24 protein-coding genes are annotated in these 23,411 nt (G+C 66.2%); 17 read left to right on the top strand and 7 right to left on the bottom strand.

The window, feature by feature from the left end; translation table 11 throughout:
- Positions 1-47 precede the first annotated feature (47 nt).
- The 4 genes from JOD47_RS10615 to JOD47_RS10600 all read left to right on the top strand — a co-directional run bounded on the left by JOD47_RS10615 (position 48) and on the right by JOD47_RS10600 (position 4,915).
- A complete protein-coding gene (locus tag JOD47_RS10615; protein WP_204534147.1) occupies positions 48-1,970 on the top strand; it encodes a DUF6541 family protein in 1,923 nt (640 codons plus the stop codon).
- A gap of 39 nt (positions 1,971-2,009) precedes the next feature.
- A complete protein-coding gene (locus JOD47_RS10610; RefSeq protein ID WP_204536624.1) occupies positions 2,010-2,918 on the top strand; it encodes an RluA family pseudouridine synthase in 909 nt (302 codons plus the stop codon).
- 61 nt (positions 2,919-2,979) lie between these two features.
- A complete protein-coding gene (locus JOD47_RS10605; RefSeq protein WP_307836260.1) occupies positions 2,980-3,687 on the top strand; it encodes a DedA family protein in 708 nt (235 codons plus the stop codon).
- Positions 3,584-4,915, top strand: a complete 1,332-nt coding sequence (locus JOD47_RS10600) for a TspO-related membrane protein (protein WP_204534145.1) — start codon at positions 3,584-3,586, stop codon at positions 4,913-4,915. Before JOD47_RS10605 ends, JOD47_RS10600 begins: the two co-directional genes overlap by 104 nt.
- Here the strand turns inward: JOD47_RS10600 and JOD47_RS10595 are convergent.
- The 4 genes from JOD47_RS10595 to JOD47_RS10580 form a co-directional block, all read right to left on the bottom strand.
- Positions 4,912-5,835, bottom strand: coding sequence for an NADP-dependent oxidoreductase (locus tag JOD47_RS10595; RefSeq protein ID WP_204534143.1), 924 nt, complete (start codon positions 5,833-5,835; stop codon positions 4,912-4,914). The two genes, JOD47_RS10600 and JOD47_RS10595, sit on opposite strands and share 4 nt — an antisense overlap.
- A gap of 113 nt (positions 5,836-5,948) precedes the next feature.
- Positions 5,949-7,283: a cytochrome P450 gene (locus JOD47_RS10590; protein ID WP_204534141.1), complete on the bottom strand. Its 1,335-nt coding sequence runs from the start codon at positions 7,281-7,283 to the stop codon at positions 5,949-5,951.
- Between the two features lie 125 nt (positions 7,284-7,408).
- Complete coding sequence (locus JOD47_RS10585) at positions 7,409-8,614, bottom strand: acyl-CoA dehydrogenase family protein (RefSeq protein WP_204534140.1); 1,206 nt, start codon at positions 8,612-8,614, stop codon at positions 7,409-7,411.
- A 39-nt stretch (positions 8,615-8,653) separates the two neighbouring features.
- The gene (locus tag JOD47_RS10580) at positions 8,654-9,430 is read right to left on the bottom strand and encodes a 3-hydroxyacyl-CoA dehydrogenase (protein ID WP_204534139.1); all 777 of its coding nucleotides are present in this window, start codon (positions 9,428-9,430) and stop codon (positions 8,654-8,656) included.
- A 164-nt stretch (positions 9,431-9,594) separates the two neighbouring features.
- Here JOD47_RS10580 and JOD47_RS10575 point away from each other — a divergent pair, with 164 nt between their 5' ends.
- From JOD47_RS10575 to JOD47_RS10565, 3 genes are all read left to right on the top strand, one after another.
- Entirely contained in the window at positions 9,595-10,734 is a 1,140-nt protein-coding gene (locus JOD47_RS10575; RefSeq protein ID WP_204534138.1) for a glycoside hydrolase family 76 protein, read from the top strand.
- Between the two features lie 110 nt (positions 10,735-10,844).
- The gene (locus JOD47_RS10570) at positions 10,845-11,174 is read left to right on the top strand and encodes a PadR family transcriptional regulator (protein ID WP_204534137.1); all 330 of its coding nucleotides are present in this window, start codon (positions 10,845-10,847) and stop codon (positions 11,172-11,174) included.
- Positions 11,171-11,536, top strand: coding sequence for a DUF1048 domain-containing protein (locus JOD47_RS10565; RefSeq protein ID WP_204534136.1), 366 nt, complete (start codon positions 11,171-11,173; stop codon positions 11,534-11,536). Before JOD47_RS10570 ends, JOD47_RS10565 begins: the two co-directional genes overlap by 4 nt.
- Positions 11,537-11,566: 30 nt before the next feature.
- Here JOD47_RS10565 and JOD47_RS10560 read toward each other — a convergent pair whose 3' ends face one another.
- On the bottom strand, positions 11,567-12,154 hold the full coding sequence (locus JOD47_RS10560; RefSeq protein WP_204534135.1) for a DUF2238 domain-containing protein: 588 nt from the start codon (positions 12,152-12,154) through the stop codon (positions 11,567-11,569).
- Positions 12,155-12,184: 30 nt separating this feature from the next.
- Here JOD47_RS10560 and JOD47_RS10555 point away from each other — a divergent pair, with 30 nt between their 5' ends.
- Positions 12,185-12,943 carry a glycosyltransferase family 2 protein gene (locus JOD47_RS10555; protein WP_239548074.1) on the top strand — a complete coding sequence of 253 codons (759 nt, stop codon included), beginning with the start codon at positions 12,185-12,187 and terminating at the stop codon, positions 12,941-12,943.
- A gap of 43 nt (positions 12,944-12,986) precedes the next feature.
- Here the strand turns inward: JOD47_RS10555 and idi are convergent, their stop codons facing one another.
- A complete protein-coding gene (gene idi / locus JOD47_RS10550; RefSeq protein WP_204534134.1) occupies positions 12,987-13,529 on the bottom strand; it encodes an isopentenyl-diphosphate Delta-isomerase in 543 nt (180 codons plus the stop codon).
- Positions 13,530-13,564: 35 nt separating this feature from the next.
- Between idi and JOD47_RS10545 the strand changes: the two genes are divergently transcribed.
- From JOD47_RS10545 to JOD47_RS10505, 9 genes are all read left to right on the top strand, one after another.
- A complete protein-coding gene (locus JOD47_RS10545) occupies positions 13,565-14,635 on the top strand; it encodes a polyprenyl synthetase family protein (protein WP_239548073.1) in 1,071 nt (356 codons plus the stop codon).
- On the top strand, positions 14,632-15,546 hold the full coding sequence (locus JOD47_RS10540; RefSeq protein ID WP_204534132.1) for a phytoene/squalene synthase family protein: 915 nt from the start codon (positions 14,632-14,634) through the stop codon (positions 15,544-15,546). Before JOD47_RS10545 ends, JOD47_RS10540 begins: the two co-directional genes overlap by 4 nt.
- Entirely contained in the window at positions 15,543-17,150 is a 1,608-nt protein-coding gene (gene crtI / locus JOD47_RS10535; RefSeq protein WP_204534130.1) for a phytoene desaturase family protein, read from the top strand. The genes JOD47_RS10540 and crtI overlap by 4 nt, the downstream gene beginning before the upstream one ends.
- Positions 17,150-17,515: a lycopene cyclase domain-containing protein gene (locus JOD47_RS10530; protein WP_204534128.1), complete on the top strand. Its 366-nt coding sequence runs from the start codon at positions 17,150-17,152 to the stop codon at positions 17,513-17,515. The genes crtI and JOD47_RS10530 overlap by 1 nt, the downstream gene beginning before the upstream one ends.
- Positions 17,512-17,835, top strand: coding sequence for a lycopene cyclase domain-containing protein (locus JOD47_RS10525; protein ID WP_204534126.1), 324 nt, complete (start codon positions 17,512-17,514; stop codon positions 17,833-17,835). The genes JOD47_RS10530 and JOD47_RS10525 overlap by 4 nt, the downstream gene beginning before the upstream one ends.
- Positions 17,832-18,695 (top strand): prenyltransferase, encoded by an 864-nt coding sequence (locus tag JOD47_RS10520; protein WP_204534124.1) that lies wholly within the window; start codon positions 17,832-17,834, stop codon positions 18,693-18,695. The genes JOD47_RS10525 and JOD47_RS10520 overlap by 4 nt, the downstream gene beginning before the upstream one ends.
- A 71-nt stretch (positions 18,696-18,766) precedes the next feature.
- On the top strand, positions 18,767-19,621 hold the full coding sequence (locus tag JOD47_RS10515) for an ABC transporter ATP-binding protein (protein ID WP_204534123.1): 855 nt from the start codon (positions 18,767-18,769) through the stop codon (positions 19,619-19,621).
- A 45-nt stretch (positions 19,622-19,666) separates the two neighbouring features.
- Positions 19,667-20,665 carry an ABC transporter substrate-binding protein gene (locus JOD47_RS10510; protein WP_443623162.1) on the top strand — a complete coding sequence of 333 codons (999 nt, stop codon included), beginning with the start codon at positions 19,667-19,669 and terminating at the stop codon, positions 20,663-20,665.
- An 8-nt stretch (positions 20,666-20,673) separates the two neighbouring features.
- Positions 20,674-22,767: an iron ABC transporter permease gene (locus JOD47_RS10505; protein WP_204534121.1), complete on the top strand. Its 2,094-nt coding sequence runs from the start codon at positions 20,674-20,676 to the stop codon at positions 22,765-22,767.
- Positions 22,768-22,772: 5 nt separating this feature from the next.
- Here the strand turns inward: JOD47_RS10505 and JOD47_RS10500 are convergent, their stop codons facing one another.
- Positions 22,773-23,351: a recombinase family protein gene (locus JOD47_RS10500; RefSeq protein WP_307836259.1), complete on the bottom strand. Its 579-nt coding sequence runs from the start codon at positions 23,349-23,351 to the stop codon at positions 22,773-22,775.
- Between the last annotated feature and the right edge of the window lie 60 nt (positions 23,352-23,411).

Below are 23,411 nucleotides of genomic sequence, written 5' to 3'. Positions count from 1 at the left end.
GCCCACATGATCATCGGCACCATCCGCACTAACTACCGGGGGAGACCATGAGCTGGCTCAGCACGCTGCCCGGCTTCCTCGTTGCGCTGCTGGTCCTCCTTGGCCCCGGCCTGCTGTGGGGTGCGATCTTCGGCCTCCGCCGCCTTACCCTGCTTGCCCTGGCCGGTCCGCTGAGCGTCAGTGCCGTGGTCATCGCTTCCGAGTCGGCGGCGCTGGTGGGCGTCCGCTGGTCGCTGGTGCCGCTGCTCGGAGTCACGGCCGCCGTGGCACTGCTGCTCTGGCTCATCCGGCGACGCTTCGGGGATGCGGTCGCCTCGGACCCCGGCGGGCCGCTGCGGCGAACCCTTGCTGCGTGGACCGTTGCAGCAATCCCGGTCGGCCTGATTACGCTGTGGATTTTCGGCGACCCGGAAAACATCGCCCAATCACACGACAACATCTTCCACCTCAATGCCATCCGCTATATCGCGGAAACCGGCAACGCATCCTCCCTGGACCTCGGGTACCTCGGAACACGGGCGGCCACGTTCTACCCGGCGGGATGGCATGCCATCGTATCGGTGGTCCTGATGTCCTCCGGTCTGTCCATACCGGCAGCCATCAACGTGGTGAATCTCGCCATTGTCCTGGCCATCTGGTGCATCGGGTGCCTTTTCCTCGTGACCCGCGTGACCGGCGAGCGCCGCGCGGCCCTACTCAGCGCCGCCGTGCTGTCCGGCGCCTACAGCGGCTTCCCCTACCTTCTGTACGAATTCGGCGTCGTCTACCCGTTCATGCTGTCCATCGCCCTGCTGCCTGGAGTGCTCGGGCTGGTGGTGCAGCTGATGCGTGTCGGCGCGCCCCTGCGTACGACGACGGCGGCCAACCTCCTGCTGCTGCTCGGAGTTCTGCCGGGGCTGGCACTGGCCCACCCGTCGTCGGTCGTCGGCGCACTCGGCCTCAGCCTGCCCATGGTGCTCGCAGCCGCGTACAGCAGACTCCGCCGGAGCGGCGAGCCGGCCTGGCGCACCCTCCTGCCGACGGCGGTTTTCCTGCTGGTCCTCAGTGTTGCCTGGATGCGGCTTCGCCCCGCGCGCGGCAGTTCGGACAACTGGGACGAACTCGGTAACGTCGGCTTCGCCCTGCTCGAGGTGGTCCTGCATTCCCCGCTGTTCCGGCCCCCAGCCTTCCTCGTCGCGGCGCTGACACTGCTCGGAGCCGTGGTCGTGCTCCGCCGCAAACGGCACCGCTGGACGCTGGCCCTGTACGGTTTCGCAGCGATGCTGTTCGTGGTCGCCAACTGGAAGGAAGCCCCGGACCTCCGGTGGATAGTGGCCGGCGTCTGGTACAACGACTACTTCCGGATCAGCGCCATGCTGCCCGTGGCCGGGATCATCATCGCGTCCCTCGGAGCCGTGGCCCTCGTCGACACCGCCAAGCGCCGGCCGAAGGTGCGCTCCCTCCTCCGTGAGGAAAGCAGGAAGCGGGGCGCCGCCGTCGTCGTCGTGCTGGTTGTTGTGGGTGTGCTGCTGGCGCCGCTGGGAGCGGTGCAGCGCGGAGTGACGGAAGCCGCCGCGAAGTACCGGTTCACCGGGGATTCGCAACTGCTGACTGAGGATGAGCTCGCGCTCATCGAGCGCCTGCCGGAGACTGTGGAGGAGGGAGAAGGCATCGTCGGGGTGCCGCTGACCGGTGCGTCGCTGTCCTACTCCTACACGGGCATCCCCACGCTGCTGCCGTACGGAACCCTTCCCGCATCGGCTGCCGGCAAGATCATCTACGAGTCCCTGGATGAGCTCACCACCAACCAGGAGGTCTGCCCTGCTGTGGACGAAATGGGGGTGGGATACGTCCTTGATTTCGGGATCAACTCCGTGCACCCAGGGGAAACGGAGGTTGTGCCGGGGCTGCAGAATCTGATCCCGGAGAACGGGTTTGAACGCGTGGACAGCGAGGGGGAAGCCGCCCTCTACCGGATCGTGGGTTGCTGAGAGCGTGTTGTCACCGGCTCCCGCTACCCTTGACAGGTGATGCAATCCCCTCTGCCCGTGCGCAACGGCGTGAACGCCACGCGGCTTCGACTTCCCTCGGAGGGGCCGTGGGACACCGCGCTGGAGTACATTCTGGACCGTTGGAACCATGTGGATCCGGACGGAATTGCCGAGCGCTTCGACCGCGGTGAAGTGGTTGCCCTGGGAGGCGAGCGGCTCACCCGGGCGACTCCCCTCAGCGAGCACACGTTCATCTGGTACTACCGGGAACTGCCGGTGGAGAAGCGCCTGCCGGTGGAACTGAGCATCCTGCACCAGGACGAGAACCTGCTGGTCGTGGACAAACCGCACTTCCTGCCCACCACGCCGGGCGGCATGTACGTGGCGGAGTCGGCGCTGGTGCGGTTGCGGGTGCAGCTGAATTTGCCAGACCTGATTCCCATGCACCGCCTCGACCGGATGACCGCCGGAATCCTGATGTTCTCGACCAACCCGGCGACGCGCGGCGCGTACCAGCTCCTGTTCGAGAATCGCCGCATCCGCAAGGAGTATGAGGCCGCTGCCAGTATCGACGCCTCGTTGGAGCTCGACGCGCACCCGCGCACCGTCCATAGCCGCATTGTGAAGTCCCGCGACTACCTCCTCGCGCAGGAGGTCCCCGGCGAACCGAACGCGGAGACGCGGGTGCAGCTAATCGGGGAACACAACGGCGTGGGCCGCTACCGGCTGCAACCGCACACCGGCAAGACGCACCAGCTGCGGCTTCACATGGCGGGCCTGGGCCTCGGAATCGTCAACGACCCGTTCTACCCCGTCCTGCAACCCCAGCAGGAGGACGACTACTCGAAACCCCTGCAACTCCTTGCCCGGCACATCGAGTTCACCGATCCGCTGTCCTCCCGGCCGGCGTCATTCACGAGCGGGCTGGAATTGTCGTCGCTCACCTGAGATCCCAGAATCTGCGCCGGCAGCCGGTCACGCCTTGGCGTCGCGCTGTAAATTGGTATGGGTGGACCTGTCAACCCTTGCCGAGTGGTCCCTCATGATCCATCCGGTCACGCTTCTGGTGGTCATCGCTGATGTCTTTGCGCCCATCATGCCGTCCGAATTCCTGGTCATCGCGTCCGGCTCGCTGGCCTCCGAAGGCTCAGTGCTCCTTCCCGTGGCCCTCCTGACGGCGGCAACCGGCAGCCTGCTGGGTGACCTCGCGCTGTACCTGCTCTTCCGGAAAAGACTCACCCATTGGCTGGACCGCTTCCGTTGGGGGCGTGCCGTCCACCGCGGGATCCGCAACGCTGTCGAGAAGGCGGGTAAGTCCCCGACCTACGCCGGCCTGGTGGCGCTCCGGTTCCTTCCGGGCGGGCGGACCGCAGGGATCGCAGCCGCCGGAATCGCCGAACTGCCCCTCCGGCCCTTCCTCGGTTTTGCTGCCCTGGGCGGGGTGCTCTGGTCGATCTGGCTGGTGGGACTTGGCTTCGTTTCGGACGTCACAACCGGTTTCCCCATGTGGGCCAGTGCACTTCTGGGAATGGGGGTGGGTACTCTGGTGGGACTGATCATTGCAGCGTTCTTCGCGCTGAAGCAGCGCCGGGAGGTCCGAAAGACACATGAGCATGCCGACTCCGTCCAACCACCGGCTGCCCCAGGCCCCGCCCGTCCCGCCCCGGAAGAACGCCGAAGCGTCCCCTCCGCAGACCGAGACGAGCACCGTCCTTGAGCGGCTGAAAGCCGCGCAACCGAAGGCACCGGTCTCTCCCGGCGACGAAAAGCCGGGAACGACGACGGCGGCGCCCCCGAGCGCTGGTCCCGCTGGTACTACCCCCAGCCCAACCCGCAACCCTGACCAAGCGCAGGCTGAACAGACGCAAGCCGATCAAACGCAGGCTGACGCGGACGCACGCGAGAAGGCCGCCCGCGCTGCGGACCTCAGGGCGGCGCGTGCGGAGAAGCTTAAAGCGGCGTCGACTGCTGCCTCCACCTGGGCCGCCAAGTCAGGCAGGCAGACCGCGGCCTGGACCGCGACAACCTCCCGGAGCGCCGCCGCGAACGTCCGATCCTGGCGCGCCGATCAGGTGCGGCGCAACCTCGTCACCCTGACCGTGATCGGAGCGCTGGTGGGAACCGCGGCGGCGGCCGGGTTCTTCGGCGGACCTCAGATCTGGACCACTGAGCTGCTGCGCCCTGACCTTTCCCTCGTCTCTCCCAGTCTCAACTCGTTGTATATCTGGGCGCTGATCGGCCTCGGCATGGTCGCCTACACCGTGCACCAGTGGCTGCCCGGCCAGGCAGACAGCCCGCGGCACCGCCGGCTGGGCTGGGTGGTCATTGCTGCCCTGCTGCTCAACCTGGCGTTGGCCCTCACCATCCAGGCGGAGCTCTACGCCCCGAGCCTGGTGGTGCACGGCGTACTGCTGGTCCTGCTCATGGTGTCGTTGCGCTGGCTCAACCGGTGGTCGGCCGCCACGTGGCTGGAAGGAACGCTGGTCGACGTTCCGCTCGGCCTTCTCCTGGGCTGGACGGGCTTCACCGCGCTCAGCCATACCGCCGCGTTCCTGTCCCTGGAAGGGTTCTCCTGGCTTACCGAGAACGAGTTCGCCTGGGCGCTCGCGGGCCTGGGCCTCGTCGTCGTCATTGGAAGCGCGGTGTGCTCGATGGACCGCGGCCGTATTGCGGTTGCCCTTGCGCTGGTGTGGGGCATGGGCTGGATCATTGTGGAGCGGCTCCTCGGGGAACCCGGATCGCTGTCGACAGCCGCTGCGACGGCGCTCGCGGTATTCCTCGTCCTCATCACCGCCGGATCACGCCGTCACCGCGTGGATCATTCCTATCGCCGGGCCCTGCGCCGTCACCAGACGGCCAACCTCCCGCCGATCGACCTCGCCGATGAGGACGACGACGAGTACTACGACGATGAGGAAGTGCACGGCGGCCCCACCCGGGCTTAGCCGACCGTAATCGCGATCTTCCCGCGCGTGTGACCCTCCATGTTGGCTGCAAAGGCATCCGCCGCGCGCTCCAACGGATATGTCTCGGCTAGCACCGGCTTCACCTCTCCGGCTTCGATCAGGTCAGCGAGCGTGGCGAGATCTGCGGCCACCGGGCGCACAAACACGTACCGTCCCCCGCGCTCCTTCGCGTCGGCGTCGGCAATGGACGCAACGCGCCCCTGCCGGGTCAGGACGTCCAGCGATGCCCGCCAGTCGTCGCCTCCCACGAAGTCGACGACGGCGCTGACACCGTCCGGGGCGATCTCACGGACACGGCCTGCAATACCGTCTCCGTAGGTGACCGGTTCCGCGCCCAGTTCCCGGAGGAAGTCGTGGTTCCGCTCGGACGCGGAGGCGATGACGCGGGCTCCACGGGCCCGTGCAATCTGGATGGCGAAGGTGCCCACGCCACCGGCACCGTTGTGGATGAGCACGGTGTCGCCGCTGGAGACATCCAGCGCGTCCAGCGTCTGAAGTGCGGTGAGACCGGTCAGCGGGACAGTGGCGGCCTCTGCCCAGGAGAGGTTCGCGGGTTTGCGCGAGAGGGTGCGGACAGGCGCGGCGACACGCTCCGCGAAGGTTCCCTGGCCAACGGTGTCCATCCGGACGTAGCCCATCACCTCGTCGCCAGCAGAGAATTCAGGGACGGCGGGACCCGGCTGAAGAACGACGCCGGAAACATCCCATCCCGGGATCGCCGGGAAGTGTGCCGTGATCGCGCCGTCGAGGTAGCCCGCCATGACTTTCCAGTCCACCGGGTTGACCGATGCCGCTTTCACCTCGATGAGCACGGTGTCCGGCCCTACCTTGGGTTCCGGCTGGTCGCCGTACTCAAGAACGCCCGGGTCACCATACGTTGAATAAAATACTGCTTTCACTGCTGATTCCTTCCATCGGGTACTGACGCTTCACTCGGTGGAACTCCGGACACCCGTGCGTCATTCCGTACCCCAGCCGTGCATCGGGTCACAGTACGCCGGGCGGAGCTCACTCAGCGGTCGGCCGCCGCCGCCGTGAAACGCAGCGAATAGTTGTCCAGCGCTCCGGGGAGAGGCCCTCCGACGTTCAGCCGCTCCGCCGACTCCAGCTGCAGCGTTGGTCCTTCCAGAAGATGGGAGAGGAAAGCGCTGGTCAGCATCAACACGAGGTGGCGTCCGGGGCACGCGGCAGGGCCCTCGCTGAAGGGGATGAGTGCCCAATCGCCGTCGTCGTCGTTCAGCCAGCGTTCCGGAGTGTACGCATCCGGGTGGGGCACGGTCCGCTCATCGCGGTGGAAGAACGGAGCGTAAATCAGAACGCCGCACTTGGCTGACATGGTCCCCGCATCCCATGCCACGTCCCGGGTGGCCTGCCTCAGCACCATCGGGGTGGTCGGCCACAGCCGCAGGGACTCCAGGACACACGCCCGGAGCCATGGCAGGTACTCGCGGCGGGTGCGGTTCTCGGTGACTTCCCGAAGCGCCCTGGCGCGAACCTCCGGATGCGCCGCCACGGCAGCGAGGGTTCGGAACGTTGCCATGCCCGCCGGATCGAAGGCGAACAGCCACTGCGGGACCTGCTCAACCGGTGCGGCGTCGTCCTGCGGATTCATTCCCGACATCACCGCAGCGAGGCTGCCCGGCGGTGCTGCGTGCATCCGATGCTCGACGGCGGCGAGAAACTGCGAGCGCAGATGCCGTTTGCGCGGCTTCAGAAATGCCCAGTTTCCATCAGCGCGGAGCTGGGCGAGCATGTCGGTGAGTTCCTCGTCGTCCGCGGCCGCATCCCCGAAGACAACCCGCCGGACCAGCCGGTACCAGGAACGGATGAACTCGTCCCAGGTCAGCGCGCCGGACCTGCCCACCATGCGCAATAGCTCCTCCGCCTCCTCGGCGACGACCGGAAGGAACGACTCCGCCAGGTGGTGCACAGGGCTTCCGGAATCCAGGACCTGATCCTGTAAAGCCCGGCGTGCGCTCCTCTGGCTGCCGGATGAGATGAGGGAGTTCCGGGGCTGGAAGTGCGAGAGGGCTGCCTTCTTCTCGCTACTGGCAGCGGTGAAAGGCTCAGGAGTTTCGGCCAGGATCCGGTGAACGTCATTGGGCTCCAGGACTATCGCCTGGCGGCGCAGCGGCAAGCGGAGGAGCACAGGCGAAGCCGGATACTTCGCCGCCAGCTGAGCGAGTATGGCGACTGCGCGCTCATCGAGGTGCAACTTCTCTGCGAGCGCCACCAGCTGTGGCCGTCTGATGATCGGCCCCTTGGCGAGGGTCGGTACCAGTACCTTCGACAGGAAGGTCGCGGTTTCCCGGACGGTTAGCTGCGGCAGCGATCCAGCGGAGCTCATACTCCACTCTGCAGGGCTGCCGCGGGCCCGGCAACCGTGCCCGGTCCTGCGGCACCTTCATCGAGCGGGCAGATATAACGTTTCCGGGGTGGAATACCGTCATAACCGCCCGGTGGATAGGGAAATCAGAGGATCGCAGATACTCCAGTGACCGCGCGCCCAACAATGAGCGTGTTGATCTCGAAGGAACCCTCGTAGGTGTAGATCGCCTCGGCGTCCGCGAAGATCTTCGCCATCTGGTAGTCCGTCACGATCCCGTTGCCGCCGAAGATGGACCTGCCCATTGCCACCGTCTCCCGCATCAGCGACGACGTATAGGACTTTGCGAGCGCGGCCTGCGCCATGTCGGCTCCGCGATGCGGTATCTGCGGCTGCACTTCGTGCAATCCGCGGTGCTCGTCCTGCTGCAGCTGCGCAACCCGCGCCATCATGCCAAGGCTCGCGGTGGTATTGCCCAACATGCGCACCAGCTGTTGCTGGATGAGCTGGAACCCGGCCAGCGGGCGCCCGAACTGGTGGCGCTCGACGGCGTACGCCCGCGCCGCGTCGAACGCCGCGAGCTGCTGCCCGACGGCCTGCCAGCCGACCAGGATGCGGGAGCCGCGCAGCAGGCGCTTGGTGTCAGTGAAGCTGTTGATGCCGGCGAAGCGGTCCGCCTCTGACACCCGCACGTTGTCCAAAAGGATGTCCGCGTTCTGCACTGTCCGCAGTGCAATCTTGTTTTCGATGGCCGTCCGGGTGACCCCCGGCAGCGTTGCGTCCAGGATGAAGCCCCGCACAGCGCCGTCCGCGGTGTCCCGCGCCCACAGCAGCATGTAGTCGCAGAACGTTCCGTTTCCGATCCACCGCTTCGCGCCGTTCAGGATCCAGGTATCACCGTCCCGGGTTGCGGTGGTTGCCATGCCGCCCGCCACATCGGACCCGTGCTGGGGTTCCGTGAGGGCAAAGGCACCGGTGATCGTGAGGTCCATGGCATCGTTCAGCAGCCGTGCCTTCTGGTCCTCTGTGCCGAACTCGTGCAACGCCTCAACGAACAGATCGTGATGCACCATGAAGAACGTTGCCAGCGACGTATCGGCGCGGGTGAGTTCAGCGATGACCATGCCGCTGAACAGGTAGCTGTACCCCTGCTGGACGGGCGTGCTCAGGTTCAGGGCGGCAAGTTTGGGCAGCACCTCCAACGGGAATTCTGCCCGGTTCCACCAGTCAGTGGCGTACGGCGCCACGTCCTTCGCGAGGAAATCCCGCACGTCCTGCAGCTTCGCCCGTTCGGCGTCGCTGAGCAGGGACTCGAATCCGTAGAAGTCTGCGGATGGGAGGCTGCTCTCCATTGAGCTGTCCTTTCGGGTGGTCTCAGAAATCAAGAGGATCTACTTCGGCGCCATGCGGATGGCGCCGTCAAGCCGGATTGTCTCGCCATTGAGCATCTGGTTCTCAACGATGTGCGCAACCAGCGAAGCGTATTCGGTGGCCTTGCCGAGCCTGGATGGGTGCGGCACCTGCTTCCCGAGGGAGTCCTGAGCCTCCTGCGGCAAGCCGGCCATCATGGGGGTTTCGAAGATGCCAGGGGCGATGGTCATGACCCGGATGTATGACCGCGCAAGTTCACGCGCAACGGGCAGGGTCATCGCCGCCACGGCACCCTTGGACGCGGAGTATGCAGGCTGCCCGATCTGCCCGTCGAACGCCGCGACGGAGGCCGTGTTGATGATGACGCCGCGTTCGTTCGTGCCGGTCGAAGTCTGCACCGGCTCGGTGGCGACCATGGCGGCCGCCGCGAGCCGCAGCACGTTGAAGGTACCGATCAGGTTGATGCCGATGACCTTGTTGAACTGCTCCAGCGGCAGCACGCCGTCCCTGCCCAGCACCTTCCCTGGCGTCGCCACTCCTGCACAATTCACAACGATCCGCAGCGGGCCAAGCTCAGCCGCAGCATCCACCGCGGCCTGAACCTGTTCCTCGCTGGTGACGTCAGCCGGAACAAAGCGTGCCCGCTCCCCCAGCGACTCGGCAAAACCCGCCCCGTCCGACTGCGGAAGGTCCAGAATCACCACCGCCGCGCCGTCGTCATGCAGCCGCTGCGCCGTTGCCCGGCCGAGTCCGGACGCTCCGCCGGTTACCAGGGCTACCGTTCCTGCACACTCCATGACATCTCCATTGCGTCGGGGGTTGATTTGGGGATTGAGTCCAAGACTCGGCTACGAACACTCCTTCGAGCCTACTGTGATGCAGCACACCGCAGCATCCACCGGCCCCCGTACTGTGCATAGTGCTCAAACACAACGACGACGGCGCGGTCTAGGGTGGCTCTATGCCCACCGAGAAGCCCACCGGGAAGCTCCCTGCGGAACGTCGGGAAGCACAGCTGCACGCCGCAGCAGCCGCCGCGTCGGTCCCCGCGGCCTTCGGCCACCGGCTGCTCGGCCTCCCCGGAACGCACCTCGCGCACACCAGTCTCCCCAACCCCAGTTTTCTCAAGCGGAGCACAGCTCCATGGCACTACTGGTGGCAGGCGCACTATCTCGACTGCCTCCTCGACGCGGCGGAACGCGAACACGCCCATGCCAGCAAGCACGACGACGGCGCCGCTCACCGCACCAGCGCACGCCGCCTCCTGCGCACCATCCGCCTGCGAAACGGTGGGCGCTGGAGAAACAGCTACTACGACGACATGGCCTGGCTTGCCCTCGCCGCCCTGCGCTCAGCCGATGTTGCCGGCACCCGTCCCCTTCCCACGCTGACCGCCGCCCTGGCCTCGGCGCATACTCCGGACCTCGGCGGCGGCCTCTTTTGGAACACCTCCCGCGATTTCAAGAACACGCCGGCCACCGCACCGGCGGCGCTGTACTTCGCACGCATCGGACGGGCGGATAAGGCCGCGAGCCTGATCGACTGGCTCTTCACCCGGCTGCTGGACCCGGCAACCGGGCTCCTCTTCGACGGTATCCGCATCCCCGGGGAGCGTGTCGTCACCGACCTCTATACCTACAACCAGGGCCCGGTCCTCGGCGCACTTCTGGCCCTCGGCGATGAGCAGAGCCTGCAGCGCGCCGAAGACCTCATCACCGCGATAGCAACCCACCTCGTCCTGCCGGACGGCGCCCTGCGCACCCACGGCGGCGGCGACGGTGGGCTGTTCACAGGAATCCTCGCCCGCTACCTCGCACTTGCTGCCGCGTCTCCCGCCCTTCCGGAGGAAACCCGCACAACCGCCCGGACCCTGATTACGACGACGGCACGCGCCCTCTGGACGGGGCGCGGTGAGCGGGAAGCCGGCGTGCGCCGTCGTCGTACTGTCCTGGTTTTTCCTGCCGCGCCGGGAGATTCGGCCGGGAAGGGCGCGGTGGAGCTGTCAACGCAACTGCAGGCGTGGATGATTTTCGAAGCCGCGCATGTCGCTGGTGGAGCCTCAGTTAAAGCCACCGCCCAGGACCCTCTGAACGCCGCATAGCAGCGAGCGCAGCAGCGCCGTTGAAACGCTCAGCCACTGGCCCTTGCAACGTCGGTACTCGGTGTTACTATGTACTGGTACCTAGTGATGATGATTAGCTGGAGGTTCCGGTGGGCAAGCAGGCAACCGAAATGCTCAAGGGGGTCCTTGAGGGCATCGTGCTCGCGATGCTGTCCGTGAGGCCGGCCTACGGCTACGAGATTACGGCCGGGTTGCGCGGTCAGGGCTTCAGCGAAATCGCCGAGGGCACCATCTACGCGTTACTGGTCCGCATTGAACAGCGGCACCTCGTGGATGTGGAGAAGGTGCCCTCAGAGAAGGGACCGCCGCGCAAGGTGTACACCCTCAACGCCCAGGGTCAGGAATACCTGGACGAGTTCTGGAGGACCTGGAGCTTCCTCACCGAACGACTCGAAGAGCTCCGCGATGGAGGGAAATGACCATGTGGCTGGAAAAGATCATCGGAGACCTCAGCGGCAAGAAGCGCTATCTGGAGTACAAGAAGCGGATCCGGCAGCTGCCGGAGGGGTACCGGCAGGCAGGCGGTGCGCTGGAGCGGTACCTGCTGAATCTCGGCCCCAGCGACAACGGCGAAAGCCTGCTCGCGATGCTGGAGGACCTCGCGGACCTGCTCGAACAGAGCGTGGCTGCCGGCACGCCCATCCGGAACGTGGTGGGCACGGATCCAACCGAGTTCGCCGAGTCCTTCATGCAGAACTATGGGGGCGGAAGCTGGATCCGCAAGGAGCGCGATCGGCTCGGAAAGGCCATCGACCGCGCCGAGGAAGAGGATCAGCAATGAGCACCGGCGTATCACCGGCGCAACGGTGCGCTAATTATGCAGGGTGGGCTGCCGCTCCCGGGTGAGCGCGGCGAGGAAGATTCCGGCCGCGAGTGACCCGAGGGTGGCAACGGCGAGGTCACCCATGGTGTCCGCATAGGTGACATAGATATCCTCAGTCACCCAGGCATCACCGGCCCACTCGGCGAACTCCCAGAGGACGCTGAGCGCAATGCCGAGAAGCACCACCTGCAGCACCACGCCCACCCGGTCCCGGCGCGTGTGTCCGGCGGCAGGCAACACCCCCACGTGCGATGCAAGCACATACGCCATGCCGGCCACGGGCCCGGTGCAGACGCAGTGCACCAGCAGGTCCCACCAGGAAATCAGCTCATACACATTCAGCACGCTGCTCCAGCAGGCGAACATCAGCGCGCACCCGTAGACGGCATCGAACACCGGATGCGGACGCGCATAGCGGGAGAGGGTGAGCCCCCCGAGCGCGAGGAAGAACACCGCGACATCCACCGGCCCCCACCAGAACACCATCACAATGGTGCTGAGTACGGCTGCGGCCCGCACGCCGTCCGCTGCGACTTCGGCGTGCGTAGCCGGCCGGCGGATGAGGTCGGCGATCATGAATCCAAGCCTAGCCATTAGGATCAGCACATGCCGTCCCTGTCCGTGGTGATTCCCTGCAAGGACGACGCCGGTCCCCTGACTCGCTGCCTTGAAGCACTCGCCGCGCAGACAACGGCCCCGCTCGAGGTCATCGTGGTGGACAACAATTCCACCGACGACAGCGCGGAGGTGGCTGTCCGCTTCGGTGCCCGTGTGCTGACGGAGCCGGTGCCCGGGATCGCTGCTGCTGCCTCCACCGGCTACGACGCCGCGCTCGGCAGCATCATTGTCCGCTGCGACGCCGACACCATCCCGCCCGCTGACTGGCTCCAACGCATCGCAGACCGCTTCGACGCGGAACCGGACCTCGCGGTCCTCACCGGTCCCGGCGTGTTCTACGGCACCACTCCCCTCCGCGCCCGCATCGCCGCCGTCGCCTATATGCAGGGCTATTTCCTGTCGATGGGGCTGGCCATCGGCCATTGGCCGCCCTTCGGTTCCAACTGCGCCTTCCGGCGCACGGATTGGGAGAGCGTGCGTTCCCGGATCCACCGCGATGACGCGGAAGTGCACGACGACGTCGACTTCGGCTTCGCGCTGTACCCCACCCAACGCACGGCGTACGACCGGTCACTCAAGGTGGGGATTTCCGCGCGTGCACTCGAGGGCGGCCGGAAGGCCCGGCTGCGTTTCACGCGGGCCGTTCACACGCTGGCCCTGCACTGGCGGCAGGCACCGCCATGGGAACGCTGGAGCTGGACACTGCACGAGAACCGGGAGCGCCGTCGTCGGGCACCGAGCTCGTGACCGGAGTCAGGCTCGTGACCGGGCATCGGACTGGGGCAGGGGATCAGGCGGAGGCAGGGAACCGTTCGGGATAGAGCAGCGGAAGCTGCAGGGTCAGCCACGGGCTGAAGGCCCAGGGCGCGGCGGCGACGGCGGCCGTTAGCTGCAGGGGGTCCGCCCACTGCACCTGCATCACCTCATCCGCGCGGGGGTTTACCGGGGAAACGGCGCGTGCGCTGTAGACCGGGCAGATTTCGTTTTCCACCACGCCCGACGCATCCACGGCCCGGTACCGAAAGTCCGGAAGCCGCAGTTCCACCAGATCCAGCCGCAACCCCAGCTCGTGGTCCGCGCGGCGCGCCACGGCATCTTCAGTTGCCTCACCCGGGCTCGGGTGGCCGCAGAACGAGTTGGTCCACACGCCCGGCCAGGTGCGCTTGGATAGCGCGCGGCGCGTGATCAGGATGCGGCCGTCGTCGTCATACACATGCGTGGAGAAGGCCAGATGCAGCGGCGTGGAGGTGGAATGGACCGTCGCCTTGTCCGCCGTGCCGACGGGCGTTCCGTCGTCGGCCGCCAGGACAACGAGCTCTGCGGTGCGGTTCATTTCCCTCCAATGGGTGACGCGTGTTTACTTTACCTATGGACAAGGAGATCACACTGGCTGGATCCACCGACAGCCAGCTGGTGGATGACGTCCTGACGTCCTTCTTCGCCCGGTCCAAATCCCGCGCCGAAGCGATGCACCCCGATTACCGCACCATGTGGGAGCACCTCGAAACGTGCACCGTGGGAGGCAAGCGATTCCGCCCCCGCCTCGTGATGACCGTCTACAGCCTGCTGGGCGGAACTGAAAGGACCACGGCGGCAACCGTCGCCGCGTCCTTCGAACTCCTCCACACCTCGCTGATCGTGCACGACGACGTCGTGGACCGGGACTTCGCCCGCCGCGGAGTACCCAACGTCTCAGGGACGTACCGCAACCTCGCCGCCGCGCAGGGAAGCAGTCCCTCGCGGGCCGAGCACGCCGGGCTGTCCGTCGGAGTGATCGCCGGTGATCTGGCGCTCTCCAACGCCTACCGGCTGCTCGGCGAGGTGGACACAGACCTCGCTACCCGGCAGCGGTTGGGAGATCTTCTCGATGAAGCCATCTTTGCGTCCGCGGCCGGCGAACTACTTGATGTGCTAGCTCCTTTTGATCCAACACCGCAGCCCGTCGAGGAAGTGCTCGACATGGCCCGGCTGAAAACGGCTGTCTATTCCTTCGAAGCGCCGCTGCAGGCCGGCGCTGTGCTTGCCGGCGGCGATCACCTGCTGGTGAACGCGCTGGGAGAGTTCGGCCGGTGCATCGGGATTGCGTACCAGGTGGCCGATGACCTGATCGGCGTCTTCGGCGACGAGAGCCGCACGGGCAAAGTGGGCTGGAGTGACCTGCGCGAGGGCAAACGCACGGCGCTGATCTCCTACGCCGCGGACCAGCCGCAGTGGCCCCGGATCGCTGCGCTGCTGGCGGATGCGGACCTGACCGCCTCCGGTGCGGCGGAGGTCCGCGAGCTGCTGATTGAATCCGGTGCGCGTGACCAGGCCACCCGTCTTGCCGCCGATCTGACCGAGCGGGCGCTGCAGGCCCTCGTGGAACCGTATGTACCGCAGGCCCTCCGCGATGGTCTGGCGCCCATCACCGACGTCGTCAGCGAAAGGGTCCGGGCGTGAGCCGGGACCGCGATGCGCTCGCTGATTACACGGCCGCGGCCCTGAAGTCCTCCGCGGTGGTGCTGCGCTCCTACTCGACCTCCTTCGGGTTGGCTTCCCGGTTGTTCGAGGGCAGCGTGCGGCGCCAGGTGGAGTCCGTGTACGCGCTGGTGCGGGTTGCTGATGAGATTGTCGACGGCGTCACCTCCGCCGCGGGACTGACTCCTGAGGAGACCCGGCGCCAGCTTGACGAGTTTGAACGCGAGACCGAACGCGCACTGAGCAGCGGGTACAGCACCAACCTGGTAGTTCACGCCTTTGCCCACACTGCCCGCCGCACCGGGATCGGCACTGACCTGACCTGCCCGTTCTTTGCCTCCATGCGTGCGGACCTCGAGCAGGCGGAACACACACCCGAGTCCTTCGCCGTGTACGTCTACGGATCCGCGGAGGTAGTCGGGCTGATGTGCCTGAAGTGCTTCCTCGACGGGCACGCCGTGAGCGCGGAGGAAACCGCGAGGCTTGAGCGCGGCGCCCGGCACCTCGGTGCTGCCTTCCAGAAGGTCAACTTCCTCCGGGACCTCGCCGAAGACTTCGAGTCGCTTGGCCGCAGCTACTTTCCGGACGTCTCCCCCGCCAACTTCGACGAGGCGCACAAGGAACGGCTGCTTGCGGATATCGAGCACGATCTGCGCGAATCCCGCGCCGTGCTTCGCGGATTGCCGCCGTCCAGCCGCAGAGCCGTGGCGCTGGCGCAGGAACTCTTCGCCGAACTGGCCGGACGCATCCGCGCAACCCCTGCCTCGGAACTGATGCGCACACGGATCAGCGTGCCCAACACGGTGAAGCTGCGGATCGCGGCCGCTGTCCTCACCGGCAAGCGCGGGCTGGAACCCTCCAGCCCGGATCCGTCCCGCGTGGAGGCACAGTGAAGGCACGCACACCGTCCGGACGCGCCGTCGTCGTCATCGGTGGCGGTATCAGCGGACTGGCAACCGCGGCGCTGTTGGCCACGGAGGGCCATTCCGTCACGGTGCTGGAAAAGCAGGACGCCGTGGGCGGCAGGGCCGGCTCCTGGAGCGAGGACGGCTTCCGGTTCGACGCGGGCCCCTCCTGGTACCTCATGCCGGAGGTGATCGACCACTATTTCCGGCTGCTGGGCACCTCGGCCGATGAGCAGCTGGACCTCGTGAAGCTCGATCCGGGCTACCGGCTCCTGTCCGAGGGGTACCCCGAACCCGTTGATGTTCCCGCCGAGCGGCACCGGGTGGTGGAGCTCTTCGAGCGGCTGGAACCGGGTGCCGGCGCGAAGCTGGAGCAGTACCTTGATTCCGCTGCGGACACCTACACCATGGCCACCCGCCGGTTCCTCTACTCGACCTTCGAATCGTTCACTTCGCTGCTGACGCCGGACGTGCTCGGGCGCCTGCCGCGGCTCGGCCGCCTGCTGCTGGAACCGCTCCACAACTACGCGCGCCGTTATGTGAGCGACCCGCGGCTGCAGCAGATCCTCGAATACCCTGCGGTGTTCCTCGGGACCTCGCCGTTCACGGCGCCGAGCATGTACCACCTGATGAGCCACCTGGACCTCGACGACGGCGTGCTCTATCCCATGGGCGGGTTCACCCGGCTGGTGGACGCACTGGAGGGCCTGGCCCGAAAAGCCGGCGTCACCATCACCACGGGTGCCGAGGTCACCGGGATCGACACCACCGCCACGGCATCCCGCAAGCGTCCCGCAGCCGTACGCGGGGTGAGCTACCGCTCGGCTGACGGGGCGGAGCGAACCATCGCCGCCGACGTCGTCGTCTCCGCAGCGGACCTTCACCATACCGAAACCACGCTGCTCCCCCGCGAGCTGCAGACCTACCCCCAGCGTTACTGGAACCGCAGCACAGCCGGACCCAGCGCCCTGCTGCTCTACCTGGGCGTCCGCGGAGAGCTGCCTGAACTGCAGCACCACACACTGCTGTTCACCGGTGACTGGGAGGAAAACTTCCGCGCGATCTTCGGACGGACTCCCTTCATTCCCACGCCCGCGTCCATGTATGTGTGCAAACCGAGTGCCACGGATCCCACGGTGGCACCGGACGGACACGAGAACGTCTTTGTCCTGGTCCCGATTCCGGCGGATCCCAGCCTGGGAGGTGCGGGCGGCGAGCGCATCGAGCGCGTCGCGGATGCCGTCATCGAACAGCTCGGCGAATGGGCCGGCATCCCGGACCTCGCGGACCGCATAGTGCTCCGGCGCAGCTACGGTCCGGCGGACTTCGAGCGGGACTACCACTCGTGGAAGGGGACCTCGCTTGGCCCGGCCCACACGCTGCAGCAGAGCGCGTTCTTCCGCGCGGGCAATGTCAGCCGCAAGGTCCAGGGCCTGTACTACGCGGGCGGCTCCACCATCCCCGGCATCGGGATCCCGATGTGCCTGATCAGTGCCGAACTGGTGATCAAGCGGCTGCGCAGGGACCTGAGTACCGGCCCGCTTCCCGTGCCGCTGCGGGCCGGCAGGGTCCGCGAAAACACGGTCACGTGATGGGCGCTGCCTATCTGCTGTTCCTGCTGGTCTCGCTGGGCTGCATGATGCTTCTCGACCAGCGCCTCCGCCTTTTCTTCTGGGACGATCCCCGCCGGGCCGCCGTCGTTCTTGTCACCGGAGTGCTGTTCTTCCTCGTGTGGGACCTCGCGGGAATAGGGCTCGGAATCTTCTACCGGGGCGCCACCGCGATGACGGGGGTGATGCTCGCGCCGGAGTTGCCGTTGGAGGAACCGATCTTTCTCGCCTTCCTGTGTTATCTGGTCATGAACCTGTTCCTGTGGTTCCGGCGGATCATCGCGGAGCGCAACAGCAGTCCCCGGGGCGCACGGCAACTGTCGGACGAGCCGGGAGGGCAGCCGTGACCTACTGGGCCCTCAATGCGGTGTTCCTCCTTCCGGCGCTTCTTGTCGGCGGCCTCGCAGCGGCTGCGTTGAAGGACGGCAGACGCGGGACTGCACTCGTTGCGGCAGGTGCCGCTGCCGTCGTCGTCCTGATTCTCACCGCTGTGTTTGACAGCATGATGATCGCGTTCGGGCTCTTCAGTTATGACCGGGAGCTGATCTCCGGCGTCTACATCGGGTTCGCTCCGATTGAGGACTTCGCCTACCCCGTGGCCGCGGTGCTTCTACTGCCCGCGCTGTGGATCCTGCTCGGCAAACGCGCGGGGAAGCGGCAGCCATGAAGACCCTTTCCACCCTGCTGGTGTCCTCGCGCCCGCTGTCCTGGGTGAACACGGCGTTTCCGTTCGCGGCCGCTTACGTGCTGACCGCCGGGCAGATCGACCTCGCCTGGATTCTTGGAACGCTCTACTTCCTGATCCCCTACAACCTGGCGATGTACGGGATCAATGACGTGTTCGACTACGAGTCGGACCTCCGGAATCCGCGCAAGGGCGGCGTGGAAGGGGCCGTGCTCGACCGCACCATGCACGCGACCACCCTCCGCGCGGCGATCGCCACGAATGTGCCGTTCCTCGTGGCATTGGTTTTGCTGGGCGGGCCGTTGTCCTGGCTGGTGCTGGCCATCAGTGTCTTCGCGGTGATTGCGTACAGCGCTCCGAAACTCCGTTTCAAGGAACGCCCCTTCCTGGACTCACTCACCTCAAGCACGCACTTTGTCAGCCCGGCAGTCTATGGGCTGGTGCTGGCGCAGGCCGAGTTCACGCCGGCGCTGTGGGCACTGCTGGCCTCGTTTTTCCTGTGGGGCGTGGCGAGCCAGGCGTTCGGCGCGGTGCAGGACGTCGTGGCTGACCGGGCCGGCGGTATCGCCTCCATTGCGACGGTGACCGGTGGCCGGGCGACCGTGAGGTTTGCCATCGCCTCCTATCTGGTCAGCGGTGCTCTCCTGCTCTTCACTCCGTGGCCGGGGCCGTTGGCCTCCTTCCTGGTTCTGCTGTACGTGGTCAATATCGTCCCCTTTGGTTCATTGGAGGACGACGACGCCGAGCTCGCCCACCGCGGTTGGGAACGGTTCCTGTGGCTGAACTATGTGACCGGGTTCTTCGTGACCATGCTGTTGATCTGGTACGCGGTAATCCGCTGATGCCGCAATTACGCAACGCTTCTGTTGCGTAATGTTTGTCAGATCACTAAGGATCGCCTTACCTTAATGGGGTGACCCTTACTGAACCTGTGTTCCGCACCGCGCCCGGCGGCCTCGATATCGATGGCGTCAGCATCTCCTATGGCCGCCAGCCCGCGGTGCAGGACGTCTCGTTTGCGCTCAAGCCAGGGGCGGTCACGGCGTTGATCGGGCCGAATGGCAGCGGGAAATCGACCCTGCTGCGCACCATTGCCCGCCTGCACACCGCAGACGCTGGCAGCGTCACCACTTCCGACGGCGCCGACGTGTTTGCGCTGTCACCGAAGGAATTCGCCCGGAAGATCACCCTCCTGGCCCAGAGCCGGCCCGTACCTGCGGGCATCACTGTGCGCGAAGTGGTGGACTTCGGCCGTCACCCGCACCGTGCCCGCTGGTCCGGCACGGATGCGCGGGGCGCCGCCTTCGTCGCCCATGCGATGGAGCTCAGCCGTACCGCGGAGCTCGCCGACCGGCCGGTGGCCGCCCTGTCCGGCGGGCAATTGCAGCGCGTCTGGCTCGCCAGTTGTCTTGCCCAGGACACCGGGGTGCTGCTCCTCGATGAGCCCACCACGTACCTCGACCTCCGCTACCAGGTGGAAATTCTCGACGTCGTCCGGGACCTGGCGAGCCATCACGGGGTGACTGTCGGCGTCGTGCTCCATGATCTGGACCAGGCGGCGGCGATCGCTGACCACGTGGTGCTTCTCGAGAGCGGCGCCGTGCTCGCCCAGGGAACTCCGCTTGAGGTGCTCACGGCGGAGAACCTCTCGGCCGCCTACGGCGTGCGGGTGGATGTCACCATCTCCGGCGGCACTGTCCATACCCGCGCCGTGGGGCGCCATAACGCCGTCGGCAATCATTCGGCCACTGTCCTGCAAGCTTCCTAATTTCCCGTTCAACCCATCGAACGCGCCTATCGCGCCCGCAGAGAAATGACCCCCATGAAACAACCGAAGATCCTCGCTGCCCTCGCGGCAGTTGCCATGCTCGCGCTCTCCGCCTGCGGCACCACCGAAGACGCAGCGGGCAGCACGGAAGAATCTGCTGCAGCATCGGGTGAGTCCATCACCATCACCGACGCCCGAGGCAAGGAAGTTGTCCTCGACGGACCCGCCCAGCGTGTCGCCGGCACCGAGTGGAACGTCGTTGAAAACCTCGTATCCCTCGGCGTCATGCCGGTGGGCGTCTCGGACATCGAGGGCTACAACACGTGGGTGAGCTCCGCTCCGCTGGATGACACCGTGACGGACATCGGCCTCCGCGGAGAACCGAGCATCGACTCCCTCGTTGCCCTTGAACCCGATCTGGTACTGGTCACCGACCAGCTGGTTGAAGGCGCCATCGAGCAGATTGAGAAGACCATTCCGGTGATCGTGGTTCCGGGCGGAGACGCTGCCGACAATATCGGCCAGATGTTCGAGAACCTGGACCTCATCGCGAAGGCCACCGGAACCGGGGATCAGGCAGCAGAGCTCAAGGCGAACTTTGAGGCCAAGGTTGCAGAGGGAAACGCGGCCGTCGGGGAAGCCGGTGCAGCAGGCGCTCCGGTTGCCTTCTCGGACGCGTACGTTGACGCGGGCAGCGTCTCCATCCGCCCGTTTGCCACCGGGTCACTGGTGTCCGATGTGCTCGCCGAGATCGGTTTCGAGAACGCGTGGGAGCAGGAAGGTGATCCGGTGTACGGCCTCGCACAGACCGATGTCGAGGGCCTCACCGCGCTCCCCGAGGACACCCGCTTCTGGTACATCGCCAATGACACCTTCGGCGACCCCTACCAGGACGAGCTCGCGGACAACGCTATCTGGAAGTCCCTGCCGTTCGTGGAAGCCGGCAACGTGCAGCGCTTCCCCGACTCGATCTGGATGTTCGGTGGACCGACGTCGATGGAGCAGGTTATCGACGCGGCCGTCTCCGCTGTAACCGAGAAGTAAAACGCACTATGCCGCCGGAAACTCTGACCCGCGCCGCCTCCTCAGCTGAACGGGTTGCTGACGCGAGGCCAGGGTTCCGGCTTGCGGTGTTTGGCCTGCTCATCGGCACGGCCACCGCGCTCCTCGCGCTGGTGCACATCACTCAGGGCACCTCTACGGTCAATGCGGCGGACATTCTGGGCCTCTTGCTAGGGAACGACGACGCCGAGACGGCCGCCATCGTCGGCGCCAGCCGGGTGCCGCGGCTCGTAGCCGGAGTTCTGGTCGGTGTAGCACTCGGGGTGGCGGGTGTAATCATGCAGTCCGTCTCCCGCAACGCACTGGCCTCACCCGACACACTTGCCGTCAATGCCGGTGCGCACCTGGCCATCGTGGCTGTCGCGGCGGTTGGCTTGCAGGTTCCGCTGCTCGGCGCCGTCGGCGTGGCTTTCCTCGGCGGGATTGGCGCGGCAGCCCTGGTGCTGGCACTGGCGGGCTCCGGCCAGTCCGGCAGCGTGCGGCTGGTCCTCGCGGGATCAGCCATCGCGCTGGCGTTTGCCGCCCTGACCCAGACCCTCCTCATCCTCTTCGCCCAGGAGACGCGCGGACTGTTCGCGTGGGGCGCAGGTTCCCTCGGGCAGAGCGGGATGGACAAGTTCGTGGTCCTCGCCCCGCTGATCGGCGTGGTGCTGGTCATCCTGCTCCTGAAATCGCGCTCACTGGATCTGCTCACCCTCGGGGATGACCAGGCGCGGGTGCTGGGGATCAACGTCCGTGGGACGCAGGTGCTGGCGATTGTGCTCGCCGTCCTGCTCGCGGCCGCGGCGGTCACCATTTCGGGCCCGATCGGTTTTGTCGGCCTCGCCGCGCCCGCCATTGTCCGGCTCGCCGCCGCGAAGATTCCGGGACTTCACCGGCACGTTGCACTCATCCTCGCGTCAGCCCTTATGGGCATCTTCCTCGTCCTCGGCGCGGACGTCCTGCTGCGCGCGCTGGTCGGGGCGCAGAGCGCTGTGGAAGTACCGACGGGTGTGGTGACCACCATGTTCGGTGCGGTCTTCCTTGTGATCCTTGCGCATCGGATGCGGACCTCGGGGCCCACGCGGGAGGCGCGCTCAGTGTCCCTGGGGGGAACGCGCCCGGGTGCGGGCGCCGTCGTCGTGGTGTTGCTTGCCCTTCTGCTCGTTGCGGGCACCGTTGCCGGGCTCCTCCTCGGTGACGCGAAGCTGCTGCTGGGGGACGTTGCCAATTGGATTTCGGGTCAGGCCGGACCGGTGGTGTCGAGTGTGATGGACGCGCGCTTCCCGCGTGTTGGGGCGGCGCTGCTCGCCGGTGCATCGCTGGCGCTGGCCGGGACGGCGATCCAGGCGGTGAGCCGGAACCCGTTGGCGGAGCCGTCGATCATCGGAGTGTCCGGGGGTGCCGGGATTGGCGCGATCGCTGTCATCACCTTCGTCCCGCTGGCCGGGTTCTGGCTGATCGCTGGGGCGGCCGGTGTGGGAGCGGCGGTGGCTGCCGCCGTCGTCTTCGGTCTGGCTTTCCGTGGCGGGCTCCAGACTGACCGGTTTGTGCTGGTGGGGATCGGGGTTTCGGCTGCTGCCATGGCCGCGATCACTCTGCTCATTGTGCTTACGGACCCGTGGAACGAGGCGAAGGCGCTGACCTGGCTGTCCGGGTCCACCTACGGCCGATCGATGGACCATCTGATTCCGATGGCGGTTGCTTTGTTGTTGACTGTACCGATCATTGGGTCGCTGCACCGGGCTCAGGACCTGCTGGCCCTCGATGAGGACACTCCCAAGCTGCTCGGGATTGCGGTTCCGCGGTCGCGGCTGATCCTGTTGGTCTGTGCAGTGGTGCTGACGGGGTCTTCGGTGGCCGGGATCGGTGTCATTGGGTTCGTGGGGCTGGTGGCGCCGCATGCCGCCCGTGCGCTGGTGGGTTCGAGGCATAAGCTCGCGATCCCGACGGCGATGCTGCTGGGCGCGTTGCTGGTGTGTGTGGGCGACATGATCGGCCGGACGATGATCGCTCCGGCGCAGCTTCCGGCGGGTCTGCTGACCGCATTGCTCGGTGCGCCATACTTTGTGTATCTGCTGTTCCGCAGCAGGCTTACGCGGTAGCGGGTTCAGGATCTCGTCGTCGCAGCGCGTCTTTTGATCTCACGATAGATAGTCGTCCGGGAGACTGAGAATATCTCGGCCAATTCCATCTGTGTGTACTTGTCTTCGTCGACCAGCTCGTATAGGTGACGGCGGCGAGTGAGAGACAGTTTGGGTGGCTTGCCCCGCAGCCGGCCTTTGGCTTTCGCAACGGCCATGCCTTCGCGCGTGCGGGCTCGAATCAGGTCTGACTCGAACTCGGCGACCATGCCGAGCACGTTGAACATGAGACGGCCCACCGGGTCAGTCGGATCGTAGACGCTGTTACCCAGGCTTAGCGACACACCTTTTCGGGTGAGTTCATCGGCGATGTCCCGCGCGTCCGGCAGCGACCGCGCAAGCCGGTCAAGTTTGGTGACGACGAGGGTGTCACCTGTTCTCACGGCCGCCATTGCCTGAAGGAGTCCGGGGCGAGCGCGGTTGGTGCCGGTCAGCCCGTGGTCGACGTAAGTGTTGTCCGCCTCTACTCCGAGAGCGGCCAGGCCTTCCCTTTGAATGGTTAGGTCTTGTTCGTGTGTAGAGACTCGCGCGTAGCCGATCTTCACCATTTCAGTGTTGCACTTATCGGGCCTTCACGGGGCTTTTCATCGTGCCGGGTTTACGTG

Source organism: Arthrobacter tumbae (assembly GCF_016907495.1).
GTDB lineage: Bacteria > Actinomycetota > Actinomycetes > Actinomycetales > Micrococcaceae > Arthrobacter_D > Arthrobacter_D tumbae.
Note: the sequence above shows the minus strand (reverse complement) of the source record. Positions and strands in the feature narration are given on the sequence as shown.

Coding starts and splice junctions, on each gene's coding strand:
- JOD47_RS10520 (WP_204534124.1), top strand. CDS start 17,832: ATGAAGACCCTTTCCACCCTGCTGGTGTCCTCGCGCCCGCTGTCCTGG.
- JOD47_RS10530 (WP_204534128.1), top strand. CDS start 17,150: ATGGGCGCTGCCTATCTGCTGTTCCTGCTGGTCTCGCTGGGCTGCATG.
- JOD47_RS10510 (WP_443623162.1), top strand. CDS start 19,667: ATGACCCCCATGAAACAACCGAAGATCCTCGCTGCCCTCGCGGCAGTT.
- JOD47_RS10565 (WP_204534136.1), top strand. CDS start 11,171: ATGACCATGTGGCTGGAAAAGATCATCGGAGACCTCAGCGGCAAGAAG.
- JOD47_RS10505 (WP_204534121.1), top strand. CDS start 20,674: ATGCCGCCGGAAACTCTGACCCGCGCCGCCTCCTCAGCTGAACGGGTT.
- JOD47_RS10580 (WP_204534139.1), bottom strand. CDS start 9,430: ATGGAGTGTGCAGGAACGGTAGCCCTGGTAACCGGCGGAGCGTCCGGA.
- JOD47_RS10590 (WP_204534141.1), bottom strand. CDS start 7,283: ATGAGCTCCGCTGGATCGCTGCCGCAGCTAACCGTCCGGGAAACCGCG.
- JOD47_RS10560 (WP_204534135.1), bottom strand. CDS start 12,154: ATGATCGCCGACCTCATCCGCCGGCCGGCTACGCACGCCGAAGTCGCA.
- JOD47_RS10600 (WP_204534145.1), top strand. CDS start 3,584: ATGCCGACTCCGTCCAACCACCGGCTGCCCCAGGCCCCGCCCGTCCCG.
- JOD47_RS10585 (WP_204534140.1), bottom strand. CDS start 8,614: ATGGAGAGCAGCCTCCCATCCGCAGACTTCTACGGATTCGAGTCCCTG.
- JOD47_RS10575 (WP_204534138.1), top strand. CDS start 9,595: ATGCCCACCGAGAAGCCCACCGGGAAGCTCCCTGCGGAACGTCGGGAA.
- JOD47_RS10545 (WP_239548073.1), top strand. CDS start 13,565: ATGGACAAGGAGATCACACTGGCTGGATCCACCGACAGCCAGCTGGTG.
- JOD47_RS10610 (WP_204536624.1), top strand. CDS start 2,010: ATGCAATCCCCTCTGCCCGTGCGCAACGGCGTGAACGCCACGCGGCTT.
- idi (WP_204534134.1), bottom strand. CDS start 13,529: ATGAACCGCACCGCAGAGCTCGTTGTCCTGGCGGCCGACGACGGAACG.
- JOD47_RS10615 (WP_204534147.1), top strand. CDS start 48: ATGAGCTGGCTCAGCACGCTGCCCGGCTTCCTCGTTGCGCTGCTGGTC.
- JOD47_RS10555 (WP_239548074.1), top strand. CDS start 12,185: ATGCCGTCCCTGTCCGTGGTGATTCCCTGCAAGGACGACGCCGGTCCC.